General features: G+C 33.4%; 12 protein-coding genes and 1 tRNA gene. 7 read left to right on the top strand and 6 right to left on the bottom strand.

Annotation, left to right across the window (positions count from 1 at the left end; genetic code table 11):
- Position 1: 1 nt before the first annotated feature.
- The 4 genes from EVJ46_05440 to sat form a co-directional block, all read right to left on the bottom strand.
- Positions 2-1,429 carry a CoB--CoM heterodisulfide reductase iron-sulfur subunit A family protein gene (locus EVJ46_05440; protein RZD16462.1) on the bottom strand — a complete coding sequence of 476 codons (1,428 nt, stop codon included), beginning with the start codon at positions 1,427-1,429 and terminating at the stop codon, positions 2-4.
- Positions 1,430-1,527: 98 nt separating this feature from the next.
- On the bottom strand, positions 1,528-3,453 hold the full coding sequence (gene aprA, locus EVJ46_05435) for an adenylyl-sulfate reductase subunit alpha (GenBank protein ID RZD16461.1): 1,926 nt from the start codon (positions 3,451-3,453) through the stop codon (positions 1,528-1,530).
- Positions 3,454-3,700: 247 nt separating this feature from the next.
- Complete coding sequence (gene aprB, locus EVJ46_05430) at positions 3,701-4,135, bottom strand: adenylyl-sulfate reductase subunit beta (GenBank protein RZD16460.1); 435 nt, start codon at positions 4,133-4,135, stop codon at positions 3,701-3,703.
- An 87-nt stretch (positions 4,136-4,222) separates the two neighbouring features.
- Positions 4,223-5,449: a sulfate adenylyltransferase gene (sat, locus tag EVJ46_05425; protein RZD16459.1), complete on the bottom strand. Its 1,227-nt coding sequence runs from the start codon at positions 5,447-5,449 to the stop codon at positions 4,223-4,225.
- Positions 5,450-6,206: 757 nt separating this feature from the next.
- Here sat and EVJ46_05420 point away from each other — a divergent pair.
- On the top strand, positions 6,207-6,740 hold the full coding sequence (locus EVJ46_05420; protein ID RZD16458.1) for an inorganic diphosphatase: 534 nt from the start codon (positions 6,207-6,209) through the stop codon (positions 6,738-6,740).
- A gap of 65 nt (positions 6,741-6,805) precedes the next feature.
- Here EVJ46_05420 and EVJ46_05415 read toward each other — a convergent pair.
- Both EVJ46_05415 and EVJ46_05410 read right to left on the bottom strand, forming a co-directional pair.
- Positions 6,806-6,897: transfer RNA gene (locus EVJ46_05415), tRNA-Ser, on the bottom strand.
- 126 nt (positions 6,898-7,023) lie between these two features.
- Positions 7,024-7,614: a TlpA family protein disulfide reductase gene (locus EVJ46_05410; GenBank protein RZD16457.1), complete on the bottom strand. Its 591-nt coding sequence runs from the start codon at positions 7,612-7,614 to the stop codon at positions 7,024-7,026.
- Between the two features lie 689 nt (positions 7,615-8,303).
- Between EVJ46_05410 and galU the strand changes: the two genes are divergently transcribed.
- The 6 genes from galU (at position 8,304) to EVJ46_05380 (ending at position 16,375) form a co-directional block, all read left to right on the top strand.
- Positions 8,304-9,164, top strand: a complete 861-nt coding sequence (gene galU, locus EVJ46_05405; protein RZD16456.1) for a UTP--glucose-1-phosphate uridylyltransferase GalU — start codon at positions 8,304-8,306, stop codon at positions 9,162-9,164.
- Positions 9,165-9,182: 18 nt separating this feature from the next.
- Positions 9,183-9,671 carry an Hsp20/alpha crystallin family protein gene (locus tag EVJ46_05400; protein ID RZD16455.1) on the top strand — a complete coding sequence of 163 codons (489 nt, stop codon included), beginning with the start codon at positions 9,183-9,185 and terminating at the stop codon, positions 9,669-9,671.
- Between the two features lie 241 nt (positions 9,672-9,912).
- Complete coding sequence (gene lon, locus EVJ46_05395) at positions 9,913-12,543, top strand: endopeptidase La (protein RZD16454.1); 2,631 nt, start codon at positions 9,913-9,915, stop codon at positions 12,541-12,543.
- A gap of 21 nt (positions 12,544-12,564) precedes the next feature.
- Entirely contained in the window at positions 12,565-13,821 is a 1,257-nt protein-coding gene (locus EVJ46_05390; GenBank protein ID RZD16453.1) for a thiamine-monophosphate kinase, read from the top strand.
- A gap of 35 nt (positions 13,822-13,856) precedes the next feature.
- On the top strand, positions 13,857-14,828 hold the full coding sequence (locus EVJ46_05385) for a DUF21 domain-containing protein (protein RZD16452.1): 972 nt from the start codon (positions 13,857-13,859) through the stop codon (positions 14,826-14,828).
- Positions 14,829-15,115: 287 nt separating this feature from the next.
- On the top strand, positions 15,116-16,375 hold the full coding sequence (locus tag EVJ46_05380; protein ID RZD16451.1) for an HlyC/CorC family transporter: 1,260 nt from the start codon (positions 15,116-15,118) through the stop codon (positions 16,373-16,375).
- Positions 16,376-16,392 lie beyond the last annotated feature (17 nt).

Genomic DNA, 16,392 nt, shown 5'->3' with positions numbered 1-16,392 from the left:
TTTAACCTCTTTTATTAGCGGAAAACTGTAAAACGGAAAGAGCGGCTCCTGTTGAAGCCTGAACTGAACTGTAAACATCGGTAGGGTTCTTTGCAACGCCTGCCGAAAAAATTCCTAAATTTTCATTCTGGTTAAATAGAAAACCGTTAGCGTCATAGGCGAATTTAACATTGCCTGTTTTTATAGCAGGTCGATTAGGGACCATTCCTGCCGCAAGAACTACCATATCGGCTCTGAATTTTATTTTTTTGCCTGAAAGTATATCTTCCGCTTCAAGAAAAAGGTCTCCAGAAAGTTCATCTTCAAATATATTTGCTACAATCCCTTTAATAAACTTAGTTCTTTCGTCAGATGACGCCCTATTATAAAACTTTTCATATCTTCCGGGCGTTCTTATATCAATATAAAAAATCGTAGAATTGGATTCCGGATTTTTTTCCCTGAGATAGATTGACTGCTTCAAGGAGGCTAAGCAGCATATTGCCGAGCAGTACGGCAGATGATTTTCATTTCTCGAACCTGCGCATTGCACGAATGCAACATTCTTAGCTTCTTTGCCGTCAGACGGTCTCAGAATTTTTCCGCCTGTAGGACCGCTATCCGCCGCAAGCCTTTCCATCATAACATTCGTGATTACATTTTTATATTTGCCGAAACCGAGATTTGTAATTTTTTCTGCATCATAAGGTTTCCAGCCTGAAGCCATGACAATAGATTCTGCTTCTATGTCGAATATTTCTTCTTTTGTATTAAAATTTATAGCATCGTATCTGCAGACGGTTTCGCATTTTTTGCATGAATCAAATTTACACGCTTCAGCATCAATATTGTATTTTGACGGATAAGCGGATATATTTGTTATATAAATAGCTTTCTGAGTGTCCATGTTATAATTAAAATCATTCAATCTGTTTTCAGGACACACTTTTGCGCATTCGCCGCATATAGTGCAGTTGTCGTTAATATACTGCGGTTTCTGCCTTATTTTAACTTTATAGCCGTTAACACAACCGCTGCCATTACCATAATTATTACTATTAACATTAACATCAACGACGGCGGTCATCCTGCTTCCAGCCGATGCGTCTGCCGGCAAAGATGAAATCTTCCCCTGCACCGACGCATCACCGTTTACGATTTCCGTTTCGCCTGAGTTTTTCTGAATTTCTGTAATTTCTTCTATTTCTGATGAAACATAAAATTTTATCCTGCTTTCATCGGCTGACTTAACTCTTCTTAAATTAATCTCAAAGCCGCAAAACGACGGACATAATTTTGGGAAATATTTATACATCTGCAAAACTCTGCCTCCGATGTACGGATTTTTTTCCACTACAATAACAGACTTTGACGATGACTCGGTTATTTCAAGAGCCGCAGATATGCCGCTGAATCCTCCGCCGATAATAAGAACAGGTTTTTCGTTCAATTTACTCACCGATTGTCAAGCATGATACAGATTAACATATTAAATATCATGTCGTAAGGTATCATGCGGATTTAAATTAAATATTTAAGTTAAATAAATTAATTTTTAGGAACTATTTCTAACCACGGTTTTTTAAATACTTCAACCTCACCGGTTGATTTATTTATCTTTGAATTTACAAAAACCTTCCAGTTCACTTCATCTAATTTCTGATGGTCCATTCTGTAATAGAAACCCGGGTACCTTGTTTCTTCCCTGAATAAAATATGCCTTAGATGAAGTTCTCCTACAACCGACCTGTGATAGTTTTCCCATGCGCGCATAAGCTCGTGAAGATTGCCTGCCGCCAACTTTTTAGAATCTTCTTTAAGTTTATTTAAAAGTTCCAGTCCCCTTTCTAACGACTTTCCGTTTGTTCTGTAAAAATTTGACGTTCCTGCAACATATTCGTCCATAATCTTATTGAGCCTGTAAAGATATAATCTAGGACTGATATAATTCGGATTTACGCTCGGATCTGTAGAATAATTTTTAAATGTTTCGAACTGAATCATAGGTCTGTATATTTCTTCCGCAAGAGCCTGTCCGTCAGCATAAACCGTGGGTTTAAATCCCGGGTCGTCCAATATGAATTTTACCGCAGATTTTCCGGCTAACCGCCCTTCCGTAAATGAACCTGAAGAAAATTTATGTCCTGAAGCTCCAACACCGTCACCTGCCGTAAACAGACCGCTTACGGTTGTCATTCTATTATAACCCCAATGCCATTCTTGAGGCGATATATCTTTTGGACCGCTTACCCACATACCGCAGGCGCCTGCATGAGACCCTAAAAGATAAGGCTCTGTGGGCATGACCTCCGAGTTTGTATCCTTCGGGTCTATATCCATAGCCGCCCATAGACCTGCCTGAGCAATCGTCATATCAAGAAAATCTTCCCATGCGTCGCTTTCCAATGACTTTTGTCTTTTTTCAGGTAATGTTTCATATAATTTTTTTATAGCGCCGCTTGTATCCATAAAAAACGGACCGTTGCCCTCATGCCAGTCTTTTAACATAACGTGATTCCATAAACATGTGGCAGGAACCTGAGATAATCCGTATGGAGCATAGTCTTTCAGCATTTCTCCCCATTTCTGCATATAGTCATCGCCGTATGCGTTTTTAACTCTGGATTTAAATAGTGTAAACCATGCGCCGACAGGACCGTAACCGTCTTTAAATCTGTTTGGCACAAATCTGTTTTCCATAGTAGTCATTTCAGCGCCTGCTTCAAAACCCATAGCATAAGTAGAACCTGCATTCCATAATGCATACCACGTTCTTCCCATGCCTTCCGCCTGCGAGCGCGGTCTGAACACGTTGACTGCCCCGCCGCATGCCATCATTACGGCTTTTGCCTTATAGATATATATCTTTGCTTCTCTTAAGCTAAAACCTATGGCTCCTGCAACTCTGTTCGGATTATTCTCATCCATCAGAAGTCTTATAATAAATACTCTTTCATAAATATTTTCATCGCCCAGAGCTTTTCTTGCAGCCTCTGCGACTAAAACTTTAAATGATTCGCCGTGAATCATTATCTGCCATTTTCCGGCTCTCAACGGTTTAGCGCCTTCAGCCAGCGTCCTTTTATCTTCTTCATCTTCTTTCATAATAGGAAGTCCTAATTTTTCAAAAAGATGCACGGAACTGTCAACATGTCTGCCTACATCATATATAAGGTCTTCCCTTGTTATACCCATAAGGTCGTTTGAGACCATTTTAACGTAATCTTCCGGCTGATTATCGCCGAGATAAGTGTTTATTGCCGATAGACCTTGAGCTACTGCTCCGCTTCTATCGATAGCCGCTTTTTCAACCATAGTTATTTTCATATCTTTAGGAGCCCACTTTTTAATTTCGAAAGCGGCGCCGCATCCTGCCATACCTCCGCCGACAATAAGCAGGTCGGTATTTACTTCTTCAATGGTAAAATTGCTTAATACCTCAGAGCTTGTCAAAGAACCTTTCTGTTCTGCCATAGCAAATCCCCTTAATTTATATTTTAGGTATTTAGTATAAGTTTAACTTCGTTCAAGTTAATTTAAGTTAGAGTTCAAAAAATATATAGCCATTATTTAATATAATAAATATTATTATTCATTCAATAGATATTATTATAATAATTTCGTCTCTAAATTATTCAAATTTTCTAATTTTAAGATTTTTAATTTGAAGATTTTTATTAATAGATTTTTATTAATTAAAAGAATACAGTCAATCAAGCAATTATTTTCCAGGAACAGACAATGTTTTACCTGTTTCATCGCATAAAAGATCGGAATTTATATCGCCAGCATTGGTATCCGATATTCCCTGATAGGGGTCAATCCCGCCTTCAGGTGTAGTTCTTATAGGAAATTTAAAGCGTTTTAAATTGCCGTTGCGATATTTTATAGTCCACATAATAGAATCTGAACCTCTTAACGGAATAACAGATGAGCCCATTGGGGCAAAATCCTGATAAGCTCTGATTTCAATTGCCGACTGCGGACATATTTTTACACAATTGTAGCATTCCCAGCACTGTTCAGCTTCCTGATTGTACGCTTTCATAATATCTTTATTGAGTACCATAAGATCATTAGGACAGATATACTGACAGGCAGTTTTATCCCGTCCTTTGCAGCCGTCACATTTTTCGGCAATAACAAAACTTGGCATTTCGCAAAACCTCCTTAAATGTTATTTAAACATCATAAATACATATTATACATCTTACAAAATAAATATAAACTAAATATAAATTAATTAATTCAACTCGCCCTTTGCGGCTCTATGCAATTTCACTTCAACATTTTCATCTTTTGAGAGATTAGAATAATAATCTTTTAAAATTGCTAGGACTTCAGGTCTTGAAAAATGGTCGGGTATATCTTTCCCTTCCGATAAAAGCTTTCTGAGCATAGTTCCGCTCAGTATGAGCCTGTCTTCTTTCTGATGCGGGCAGGTTTTATTCGACGCCATTCCGTCGCACTTGCGGCAGTAAAAAGTCCAATCTATTTTTAAAGGTTTGAGTTCTAAAGCATTTTTAGGTATTTCGTCAAATATTTTATGTGCGTCAAAAGGTCCATAATAATCGCCCACTCCCGCGTGGTCTCTGCCGACTATCAACTGCGAACATCCGAAATTTTGCCTGAAAACAGCATGCAGCAAGGCTTCCCTTGGTCCTGCATACCTCATTTCCATGGGATAGCCTGCCTGAATGCAGGTATTAGCAACAAAATATTTATCTATCAAAGTATTAATAGCCTTAACTCTTACTTCTGCGGGAATATCTCCCGGCTTTAATTTTCCTATCAATTGATGTATCAAGACACCATCCGAGACTTCTATGGCAATTTTTGCCAGATATTCATGCGAGCGATGCATTGGATTGCGCAGTTGAAGCGCCGCCACCGTGTTCCACCCTTTTTCTTCAAATATCCTTCTTGTTTCGGCAGGTCTTTTATACACGTCTTTAAATTGCACTGGATAAATGCCTTCGCTAAAAACTTTTACTTTTCCTGCAAGATTTATTTCTCCCTGAGCCATAACTTTTTGTACGCCAGGATGTTCTAAATCGGTAGTTTTAAATATTTTTTGACATTCATATGCTTTGTCTATGGAATATTTTTCTGACACGGTTATAGTGCCCATCAGTTCAGAGGTTTCAGTATCTACTAAAGCAACTTCGTCACCTATTTTTATAACGTCTGATTTTTCTTTAGATGTTGAAAGAGTAATAGGAATCGGCCAAAATGTTCCATCCTGCATAGTAAAATCATCACAGACGCTTTTCCAGTCTTTTTTGCCCATAAAACCTTCAAGCGGAGTAAAAGCGCCGATACCCATCATTATAAGATCTGACGTTTCACGCGAGGTTATTTCAATTTTATTCAGCTTTCCGGCTCTTTCCTTTGATTCTTTAAGCTCGCTGCCCGATAAAAGAAGCGGTTTTAAAATCTTTTCTTTTCCATGAGGATGAACTAATGCCATTATATCTATTCCTCCGAGTAAAAATAAGTTCCGTTAGACTTTAGTTTCTATAGTTTATAGTTTATAGTTTATAGTTTATAGTTTATAGTTTATAGTTTATAGTTTATAGTTTAGATTGCGGTTTATATTTTTATAGAAACTGATTTTAAAATAATTATATAATATATATTTTCTAAACCTAAAAAGTCAATAGTTATCTTTAGTTATCTTCAACAAAAAAATAATACAAAAATATGGTATTGCCTATCATCCCGTTAAAACTTATTGCCTTATATCCCCATTACTAAAGCAAAGGGCTTTACGGCAACTATCGGTAAACGGCACGCTTTTATACCTCACAGAATAGGATGCACAGCCTAAAAACTGCTTTAAAACATACTCTGCAATGTTAAGTAAAAATTGTCTTTGACAAAATTTAATTCTTATGAAATAATTAAATTTGTCAAGTTAATTAACATATCAATATATTTATATATACTATATTTATATTTATTTACGTTATCTTAATCCTGCAATAGAAAATATTTATGCATTTCTTTGCACGGTTAAGCAAAATATAAGGAAAAGGTGTCAGATTTTATTTTTTTGCATATGGAGTAGTTCAATTAACAAAAACAAAGAAAATATTTGCAAAAAAATTAATCTGACACCTTTTCCGTTGCATGATTAAGGCGTTATATTTGCATATACATTTATAAATAATAATAATATACTGATAAAATAAAAAATAAAAACTAATCATAAGGAGCATCATTTCATGGATTTTGAAAAAATTGAAGCAGGCGACAATCCGCCGGAATATATTAACGCAATAATAGAAATTCCCAAAGACGGCAGCGTAAAATACGAACTTGATAAAAATTCCGGCATTATGGCCGTGGACAGATTTTTATATACGGCTATGTTTTATCCTTTTAATTATGGATTTATTCCTAAAACATTGGCGGCAGATAATGATCCGCTGGATATTATCGTTATTTCATCAATGTCGGTCGTGCCCGGCTGTCTTTTAAAAGTGCGGGTCATCGGAATGCTTGAAATGGAAGACGAGAACGGAAACGACGAAAAAATAATATCTGTTCCTATCAATAAAATAGATGCCGGCTTCAGCGATATAAGAGACATAAATGATGTTCCAAAAGTATTTTTAGATCAGATAAGACACTTTTTTGAAAATTATAAGACGCTTGAACCGGAAAAATGGGTTAAATTAGAAAATTTCGTAAATAAAGAAAAAGCTACAAAGATTGTTACGGAAACAATGATAAAATATAAAGAAAAAAATAATTAATAAAAATAAAAATGCCGCTAAACATAATTAGCGAATACAAACACAAAATATAAACAAGGCACAACTGGCGGAGAGAGAGGGATTCGAACCCCCGGTAAGCTTACGCCTACAATTGATTTCGAGTCAATCGCCTTCAACCGGACTCGGCCATCTCTCCTTAATAACTCTACATATAATATAATAAATAATTTAATGATTAAAAGAAGCGTTTAATATTTATTTAATTGATAGTTTATTTAATTGATAGATAGATAAATTTGTTATTATTTTAATTAATCAAATATTAGCGTTTGTTTTCTGTTAATTTTTTAAATTCATAACTCAAATATCCTTGAGGTAATTCTCCGGTAAAATGTTTAACGACATACCCTTTTTTGTTAATAATAAAAGACTGCGGAATCTCATAAACGTTACCGTATTCTTTTTCAATATGTTCATCTGCCATACCTACCGGATATGTTATTATGCCACCTTTGAATGTTTTGATAAAATGACCGACATATTTAGAGCCCTGATTATTTACAGATAAACCTATAATTTGGAATCCGTATTTTTTATGAGATTTATAAAATTTTTCAAGTCTCGGTATTTCAGCCCTGCACGGCGGACACCATGTTGCCCAGAAATTTACAAGAACTATTTTGCCTCTGTATTTATTTAACGTTAACGTCAAACCTGGGTAATTAATGCTTTTTACTTTAAAAGCAGGGGCTAACGGCAGTTTCTTAGTCTTTGACAGCGGTATCGTTTTATTGCTGTAATTACTGCCGTTTCCCCATAATATATTAGGCAGTTTAATTACATAAATGGATGCTATTAAAATAGCAGCAAAAAATATTACGAGCTTTATGGATTGTTTCGCTTTATATTGCAATTTTAATTTTCCTTATTATAATTTTATAATTTATGCAATCGTTGTTAATAGCACTTTAATTGATTAATTATTCTAAAATTAAATAATTCATCAGCAGAATATTACACGATTATTATAATTATTATAATATTTTCATATCCGTATAGCAACCTAAAATTATTTTAAAAACCGCTGTTAATTAATTTTATTTGATTTTGTCCGCTGCAAATGGCGATATATGGTAATAATGAAATAATTAATTTAATAAATAATTTAATAAATACAAATTTTATGATATATTTGTGATATATTTTACAATTATGTTTATAATTTATAATATATTTTTTATGAGCAATTTTATATTTTTATACGCAGTGTGTTTACAGCGGCAGTTATAATATGTTATTATATGCTGCGACATCTTTGCAATAATCTTTAAATATATATCTTGACATTTAAATATATATCTTGACATATCTTTTTGATATGTCTTGTTTGATATATCTTGATATTAAATATTAATATTTTTATTTATATTTAAATATTTAATATATGTATTTAATGTATTTATCTTGAATATTTGCAATTGATACTGATATTTTTTTATTTGAATATTTAAGTATTTATATTGATATTTTTGATATTGATATTTTTACCTGTATTTTTATTAATTTTATTATATATTTTATTATTTAAGGGGTATTTTATATATGAAAGTCAACAAAGCCGTATTTCCTGCGGCAGGCTTAGGGACAAGGCTGCTGCCTATTACAAAATCTATACCTAAAGAAATGCTGATTCTGGTAGATAAACCGCTGATACAATACGGAGTGGAAGAGTGCATAGAATCGGAAATTCAGGATATAATTATAATAACTGGAAGGGGGAAAACAGCAATCGAAGACTATTTTGACAGATCTATCGAGCATGAAATACTTCTAAAAGAGAAAGGTAAACATGACTTGCTGCAATCGGTTAAAGATATCGCAAACATGATTAATTTTTCCTACACTAGACAGAAAGAGGCATTAGGTCTAGGACATGCGATCTTATGTGCACAAAATTTAATAGGCGACGAACCTTTTTCGGTTGTGCTCAGCGATGATATAATTGACGCTAAAGTACCGGTTATGAAACAAATGATTGATATATACAAACAATACCGGTACAGCGTACTGGCAGTTCAAAAAGTAAAAGACGAAGATATCTCAAAATATGGTATAATAAAAGGTGCAGAGATAGAAAAAGGGGTCTACAAAATAGAAGATTTGGTTGAAAAACCGGAAAAAGAGGAAGCTCCTTCAAACCTTGCAATAATAGGAAGATATATTCTTACTCCAAGAATTTTTGATTTTTTAAAGGAAACCAAACCGGGAAAAGGAGGAGAAATTCAGTTGACGGATGCAATAAAATCTCTTCTCAGCGTTCAGCCTGTTTACGCTTTAGAATTTGAAGGAATAAGATACGACGGAGGTAATAAGCTTGAACTTCTCGAAGCTCAGGTTGCTTTCGGACTTAAAAATAAAGACCTTAAAGACGGATTGTTAAAATTTATAAAAAATGTTATTTAATTTGGGCTTGAAAATATTATGAAGCATTACAATACAGATGACAATTATAGCAATAAAATAATAAATTTTAAAAAAGAGGTACAAAGATTATTCAGGGAACTGTTTGAATCAATTTATCTTGAAGATTTATCAGCCTCTTTCAGCGCCAACGTTTCGCCTATAGATATTTACAGTACAAAAGACAAACTCGTAGTTGAGCTGGAAGTTCCCGGCGTTAAAAAAGAAGACATTACTGTAATAGTACAGGACAACATACTGATTATAAAGTGGGTTTTGAATTCAAACTTAAATCACAGACATGCAGAAAATGCAGAACACTGTGATAATATTAGATTTTTATGCATGGAAAGGAGATTTGGAAAATTTGAAAAATTTTTGCTTTTGCCGTTCAGTCCATCTGATAAAAATGTCAGCGCGGTGCTGTCAGACGGTGTGCTGAAAATTGTATTTAACATAGAATTTCAAAGTATTCATTCAAAAATAAATATTGAAATAGATTATAATTAATTTATAATTAATTTCGCGCAACTGTTCAAAATTCTAATTGGATTTTAATTAATTTTATTGATTGATTTTAATTGATTATCTTATGAATTTAAAGATATAATTATATAATCAATTATAGTTATATTATAGTTATATTATAGTTATATTAATTTTAAAGATACAATTAATAGATACTATAAAATAAAACATATTTGTTTTTATACTAATTGTTTTTACACTAATTTACGGGAGATATATTTATATGACGCTTATAGCTAATTTTAATTATGAAACAGATTTTAAAGGCACAGATGATGATATTACCGTCGGCAAAGGCGAAAATATCGACCAGCTGGGTTCACAGGAAGAGATTAAAATCCCTGATGTGATACCGATGCTGCCTATAAGAGACCTTGTAGTTTTTCCTTTTATGATAATACCTCTTTTTGTAGGAAGGGAAGCTTCTATAAAAGCCGTTGACGAGGCGCTGTCAAAGGACAGGCTGATACTTTTAACGGCACAAAAAGATATAGTAGTTGAAGAACCTGCGCAGAACGACATATTTGACATAGGCACAGTTGCAATGATAATGAAAATGCTTAAATTGCCTGACGGGAGAGTAAAAATACTAGTACAAGGGATTTCTAAAGCTAAGATAGAAAACTATGTACAGGTAAAACCGTTTTATCTTGTTAAAATATCAAAAATTCAAGAAGAGATTGTAACAGAAATAACGCCGGCAATAGACGCATTAATGCGCAATGTAAAAGAACAGCTTGAAAAATATGTTTCACTCGGAAGAATGCCGTCTCAAGATATACTTATAATACTTGAAAATATTAATAACCCGGGGAGACTTGCCGATATTGTGGCATCCAATCTTGGTCTGAAAGTCGAAGAATCTCAGAAAATACTGCAAGAATTTGATGCGGTTAAAAGGCTTAAAAAAATAAACGACGTGCTTGCAAGAGAGATTGAAATTCTTTCCATGCAGGCAAAAATACAGTCGCAGGCTAAAGAAGAGATGACGAAAACTCAGAGGGACTATTTTTTAAGGGAGCAGCTCAGAGCAATTAAAAACGAACTCGGAGAAACAGACGATAAGACCCAGGATATGAACGAACTTAGAGAAAAAATCAGAGCTGCAAAACTGCCTCCTGAAATATTAAAAGAGACCGAAAAGCAGCTCTCGAAACTCGAAATGATGCATCAAGATGCTGCCGAAGCTTCTACTATAAGGACTTATATCGAATGGATTATAGATGTGCCGTGGACTAAAAAAACTAAGGACAATTTAAATATCGAAGCTGCAAAAAAAATCCTTGACGAAGACCATTATGACTTAGAAAAAATAAAGGAAAGAATACTCGAATATTTAAGCGTACGCAAATTAAATAAAAAAATGAAAGGTCCCATACTATGCTTTATAGGTCCTCCAGGCGTAGGCAAAACTTCACTGGGAAAATCTATTGCAAAAGCTATGAACAGAAAATTTATAAGAGTATCGTTAGGCGGGGTTCACGACGAAGCCGAGATTAGAGGACATAGAAGAACATACGTCGGCGCGCTTCCGGGAAGGATTATTCAGGGCATTAAACAGGCCGGTACAAATAATCCTGTATTTATGATAGACGAGATAGACAAGGTAGGAACAGACTTCAGGGGCGACCCTTCTTCAGCGCTATTAGAAGTCTTAGACCCGGAACAAAATTTTTCTTTTTCGGACCATTACTTAAATTTACCATTTGACCTGTCAAACGTTATGTTTGTTGCAACGGCAAATGTTGCAGATACAATACCGGGTCCGTTAAGAGACAGAATGGAGATTATTAATCTGTCAGGATATACCCTTGAAGAAAAAGAGAAGATTGCAGAAAAATATCTTATACCGAGACAGATTAAAGAAAACGGCTTGAAATCAGACTATATAGAATTTATGCCCAGCGCGACAAGAACTATTATTGCAGGATATACAAGGGAAGCCGGATTAAGAAATCTGGAAAGAGAAATAGGCACCGTCTGCCGAAAAGTTGCAAGACAGATTGCAGAAAATAAAATAAAAAAATATACAATTTCTAATAAAAATATTGCTAAATACCTCGGAGCTATTAAAATACTGCCTGAAGAGGAACGTACGAAAGATGAAATAGGAATTGTGACCGGGCTTGCATGGACGCCCGTCGGCGGCGAAGTATTATATATAGAAACCGTCCTTTCTAAAGGCAAAGGTTCTTTATCACTTACCGGACAGCTCGGGGACGTAATGAAAGAATCGGCGCAGGCAGGTTTGACCTATGCAAAATCCAAAGCTGACGAACTTGGCATAAAATCAGATATTTTTGAAACCAATGATATACATCTTCATATTCCTGAAGGAGCAATACCTAAAGACGGACCGTCCGCCGGAATTTCAATGGCTACTTCAATGATATCGGCGCTTACAAATAAACCGGTCAGAAAAGACATCGCCATGACGGGTGAAATAACTCTTCACGGAAATGTTTTGCCTATCGGCGGTTTAAAGGAAAAATCGCTGGCTGCTTTAAGAGCAAATATCAAAACAATTATTATACCGGACAGAAACAAGAAAGACCTTGATGAAATTTCACCATTGGTTAAAAAACATTTAAAATTTGTTCCGGTAAAAAATATGGATGAAGTTGTAAAGTTAGCCATAATCGGTCTTGATAAACTTGACAAACTTGACAAAATAGATAAATCATCCGAAAATAATAACGCCGATAAAAGCGGCAAAGACAGGGATAACAAAACAGATAATAAAGACAGCAATGCTGAATCTGAAAAAAATAGTGTAAAAAAGAACGTCAGAAATAATCATACCAATAAAGAGAAAGAGAAAGAGAAAGGCGGCAATAAAAAAAACAAACATTAAAAATAAAGAAAAAATAAAAAATTGGACGAATTAAGCCTGATTTCTTATATCGAAGAAAATAGCCGTGAAAAGCTAAAATTTAACGGTTCCATGATAATTAAATCTATCGGGGACGACACGGCTATTTTTCGAGATAAAAACAACATACTGATTACATCAGATACCCTCACCGAAAATACTCATTTTAGAACAGACTATTACTCTTTCAGTCAGATAGGCGCTAAAGCGCTCCTTGCTAATATAAGCGACATAGCATCTATGGGAGGAACGCCAAGATTTTTTATTCTGTCATTGCTTGTGCCAGATTATTTGACTGAAGCTCATATAAAAGAGACTATCGACGGCATAATAGAAATGGCAAAAAATGACAGAATTTCTCTTATAGGCGGAAATATATCAAAAGCAAGAGAATTTTCAATATCTATTACCCTTCTTGGGGACTATACCGCTAAACAAACGGCTATTTCGAGATATAGCGCTGAATATGATGACCTTATATTTGTTTCTGGATATATCGGTAACGCGTGGCTTTCCTATTACATTATGGAAAACAGTGAGCGCATTAAAGAACATATTGAAAAATTTATAATGAATACGGATGATATAGATACGGATAATAATAACATATTTATAAACGCGATGACTGATTCTGAAAACTCATATAAAATATATAAGGCAGATAACAAATCTAAAACATCTAAAAATATATTAATGCAGTTTATAAAAAATTATGCAAAAAAAAATTTAATTCATCCTTCACGAGTCAAATTGGGCAAAATCTTAGCTGCAAATAAGATTGCAAATTCCATGACTGATATAAGCGACGGACTTTATAAAGATATAAACAATTTATTAAGCAGCAAAGATAAAAATTCATGTGCTCTAATCATAGCAGATGATATTCCTTTAAGCGATGAATTTAAAAATATAGCAAAAATTTTAAATTTAAAAGATACAGATATCTTGAATAATATTATTTCTTTCGGCGAAGATTACGAATTACTGTGGTCTACGAGCCGCGCCGACGAAAACAAATTACTTGAAATTGCAAAAAAAGAAAGAATAAAAATTTCTAAAATAGGTTCAATAGTTAAATGCAATACCGACGATAGGCAAAGTACTCAAGGCACTGAAGATATCGGCTATAATGACGATGCAGCAGGCTATACCGAAGCCGATTTTAGAGCAGATAAAAAGGTCAGAGTCAATTTTATATACAAAAACAAATCATTAGCAATAACGCCTATGACATTTGAACACATATCTAACAATTTATAATAATATTACATACAATCGTATACAATCATATAAGAATGAACATACCTTTATTTATTTTTCTTTTTATTATTTTTTTAATTTTTTCCTCTTTGTTTTCACTTTCCGAATCTTCAGTTTTTTCTCTGACGCAAACTGAAATAGATGAACTGAATTTTAAAAAAAAATATAAAGTAATTTTTCTTATCAGAAAATCTGCCATCTTTTTAATAATAATACTTATAGGAAATTTAACGGCAAATGTACTTGCTGCCAGCATAGCCGCCTTAGTTTTAAATTACTATTTTCATAATATCTCTATTATTTACTCTATAATTATAATCTCTTTACTTTTAATAATTTTAGCAGAAATTATACCGAAAATAGTTGCTTTAAAAAAACCGGTTGAATTTTCTATTATTATCGCAAATATATTTTATCCAATTACAGTATTAATTGATTCTGCAACAAATAAAATAGGTTTTAGCGGCAAAATATTTCAATTAAGAAAAAATGAGTCTTTGTCTAACGAAGAGCTCAGAACTATTATTGAAATAGGCAAAAATGAAGGTGAAATAAAAGAAAAAGAATATGAATTAATAAAAAATTTTTTAAAATTATCACTGTTGAAAGCGGGCAATATAATGACTAAAAATGACAAAATATTTTCATTAGACGTTAGTACGCCTGTCGTAAATGCCGTCGCTCTGATTGAAGAAAATCATTTCTCAAGGATTCCGATATATTTCAGAGAAAAAGATAACGTCATAGGCATCTTACTCGCTAAAAATATATTAGCTAAAGTATATACAGACATCGAGGAAAAAAGAACGCTTAATTCTTTTTTAATTAAGCCTTATTTTATTCCGGCATCGAAAAATGTTCTTGACCTTTTCAGAGAGCTTCAGAAGAAAAAAATCCATATTGCAATAGTCGTAAATGAATACGGTAAAATGACAGGTTTAGTCACCATGGAAGATTTGCTTGAAGAGATTTTCGGTGAAATTGAGGACGAATATGATGTTCAATGATAAGACAAAAATAATTCAATAAATGAATTTTAAAAACAATTATTATAAAAAAATACATAAAAAAAGTTTATAAAGTATAAAACAATTTATAACAATTTCTCAACGTATAACTAACAACTTATAAAACTGAGAACTGCAAGTATAAAGTATGCTGTATGTATAACGTATGTATAGAATATGAATATATAGTGCAAAGCATATTGTATAAAGCCTAGTGTATAAGAGGATTAAGCGTTATAAAGTAAAACCAAATAACAAATAACGGCTCATCATATGAGCATATAAACATGAATAACGGCTATATTATCGTAAATTTGATATATTATTTTATTATAATTATTATCGCTATTTTTTTCGAAGGATTCTTTGCCGGTTCGGAAATCGGCATTATAAGCTATGATAAAATAAAAATAAAGCATAAAGAAATGCAGGGGAATAAACTTGCCGGTTTTTTAATTAAAAAAACAAAAAATCCTGAAAATACCTTCGCGACCACTTTAATAGGAAACAATATTTCCAATACTACAGCTACAATCATTGCAACAACTGTTTTATTTGAATATGTCCATAAATGGACGCCTTTTGTAGTCGCTCTTCTGCTTACTCCGTTTATGATAATATTCGGCGAAATTATTCCTAAGATGATTTACAGAAAATATGCTAACACGCTTATGCTTAAATCAATCCCGTTTATAGCTTTTTTCTCAATACTTTTTTATCCGATAAATCTAATATTTATAGGATTATCAAAAATATTAAATATTATTTTTAAAGGTAAATCTAAAAATGTATTTCTGACAAAAGATGAATTGGTTAAAGTTCTTACAATAAGCGGAAACATAGGCGAATTAAAGGATTATGAAAAAAAAATAATCAAACGCATTTTTGAATTCGGAAAAAAAACAGCTAAAGATATAATGATACCTTTAATTAGTATTGTAGCCATAGAGGAATCAACATCTGTAATTGAGGCTCATAAAACAATAATAGAATCAAACTATTCAAGGATACCTGTGTTCAGGGACCGCATAGACAATATTACAGGAATCGCCTTTGCTTTTGATATATACAATAAAGAAAATAACGATAAAATTATTAAAGATATTGCGAAACCGGTTTTATTTATTCCTGAAACGCTTAGCATTTCAGTTTTAATGCTTAGAATGCAGAAAAGCCATCAGCAGGCTTCTATAGTAGTTGATGAATACGGAGGCGCAGCCGGTTTAATAACTTTTGAAGACATACTTGAAGAAATAGTCGGTGAAATAAGAGATGAAACAGATGAAGAAGAATTTATGTATAAGAAAATCGGAAAAAATACCTACATTATCAATACGAGATTAAGCTTAAATGAATTAAACGAATTATTGAATACAAAAATAAATAATCATGAAGAAACCGATTATGAAACAATTTCAGGATTAATTATGGACAGATTAGGACGAATACCTGCGCCTGGCGAAAAATTTCTTATAGATAATATGCAGTTTACGGTGACAAAAGCAACAAGCAAATCCGTCAAAGAGGTCACCCTTACTTATCTTTAAGGAAAGGCAAAGAAAGA

This window comes from Candidatus Acididesulfobacter guangdongensis (genome assembly GCA_004195045.1).
Classification (GTDB): Bacteria; SZUA-79; SZUA-79; order Acidulodesulfobacterales; family Acidulodesulfobacteraceae; genus Acididesulfobacter; species Acididesulfobacter guangdongensis.
Note: the sequence above shows the minus strand (reverse complement) of the source record. Positions and strands in the feature narration are given on the sequence as shown.

Excerpts from the sequence above, each read along its gene's own strand:
- aprA (RZD16461.1), bottom strand. The coding sequence starts at position 3,453 with ATGGCAGAACAGAAAGGTTCTTTGACAAGCTCTGAGGTATTAAGCAAT.
- aprB (RZD16460.1), bottom strand. The coding sequence starts at position 4,135 with ATGCCAAGTTTTGTTATTGCCGAAAAATGTGACGGCTGCAAAGGACGG.
- sat (RZD16459.1), bottom strand. The coding sequence starts at position 5,449 with ATGGCATTAGTTCATCCTCATGGAAAAGAAAAGATTTTAAAACCGCTT.
- EVJ46_05420 (RZD16458.1), top strand. The coding sequence starts at position 6,207 with ATGGATTTTGAAAAAATTGAAGCAGGCGACAATCCGCCGGAATATATT.
- galU (RZD16456.1), top strand. The coding sequence starts at position 8,304 with ATGAAAGTCAACAAAGCCGTATTTCCTGCGGCAGGCTTAGGGACAAGG.
- EVJ46_05400 (RZD16455.1), top strand. The coding sequence starts at position 9,183 with ATGAAGCATTACAATACAGATGACAATTATAGCAATAAAATAATAAAT.
- lon (RZD16454.1), top strand. The coding sequence starts at position 9,913 with ATGACGCTTATAGCTAATTTTAATTATGAAACAGATTTTAAAGGCACA.
- EVJ46_05385 (RZD16452.1), top strand. The coding sequence starts at position 13,857 with ATGAACATACCTTTATTTATTTTTCTTTTTATTATTTTTTTAATTTTT.
- EVJ46_05380 (RZD16451.1), top strand. The coding sequence starts at position 15,116 with ATGAATAACGGCTATATTATCGTAAATTTGATATATTATTTTATTATA.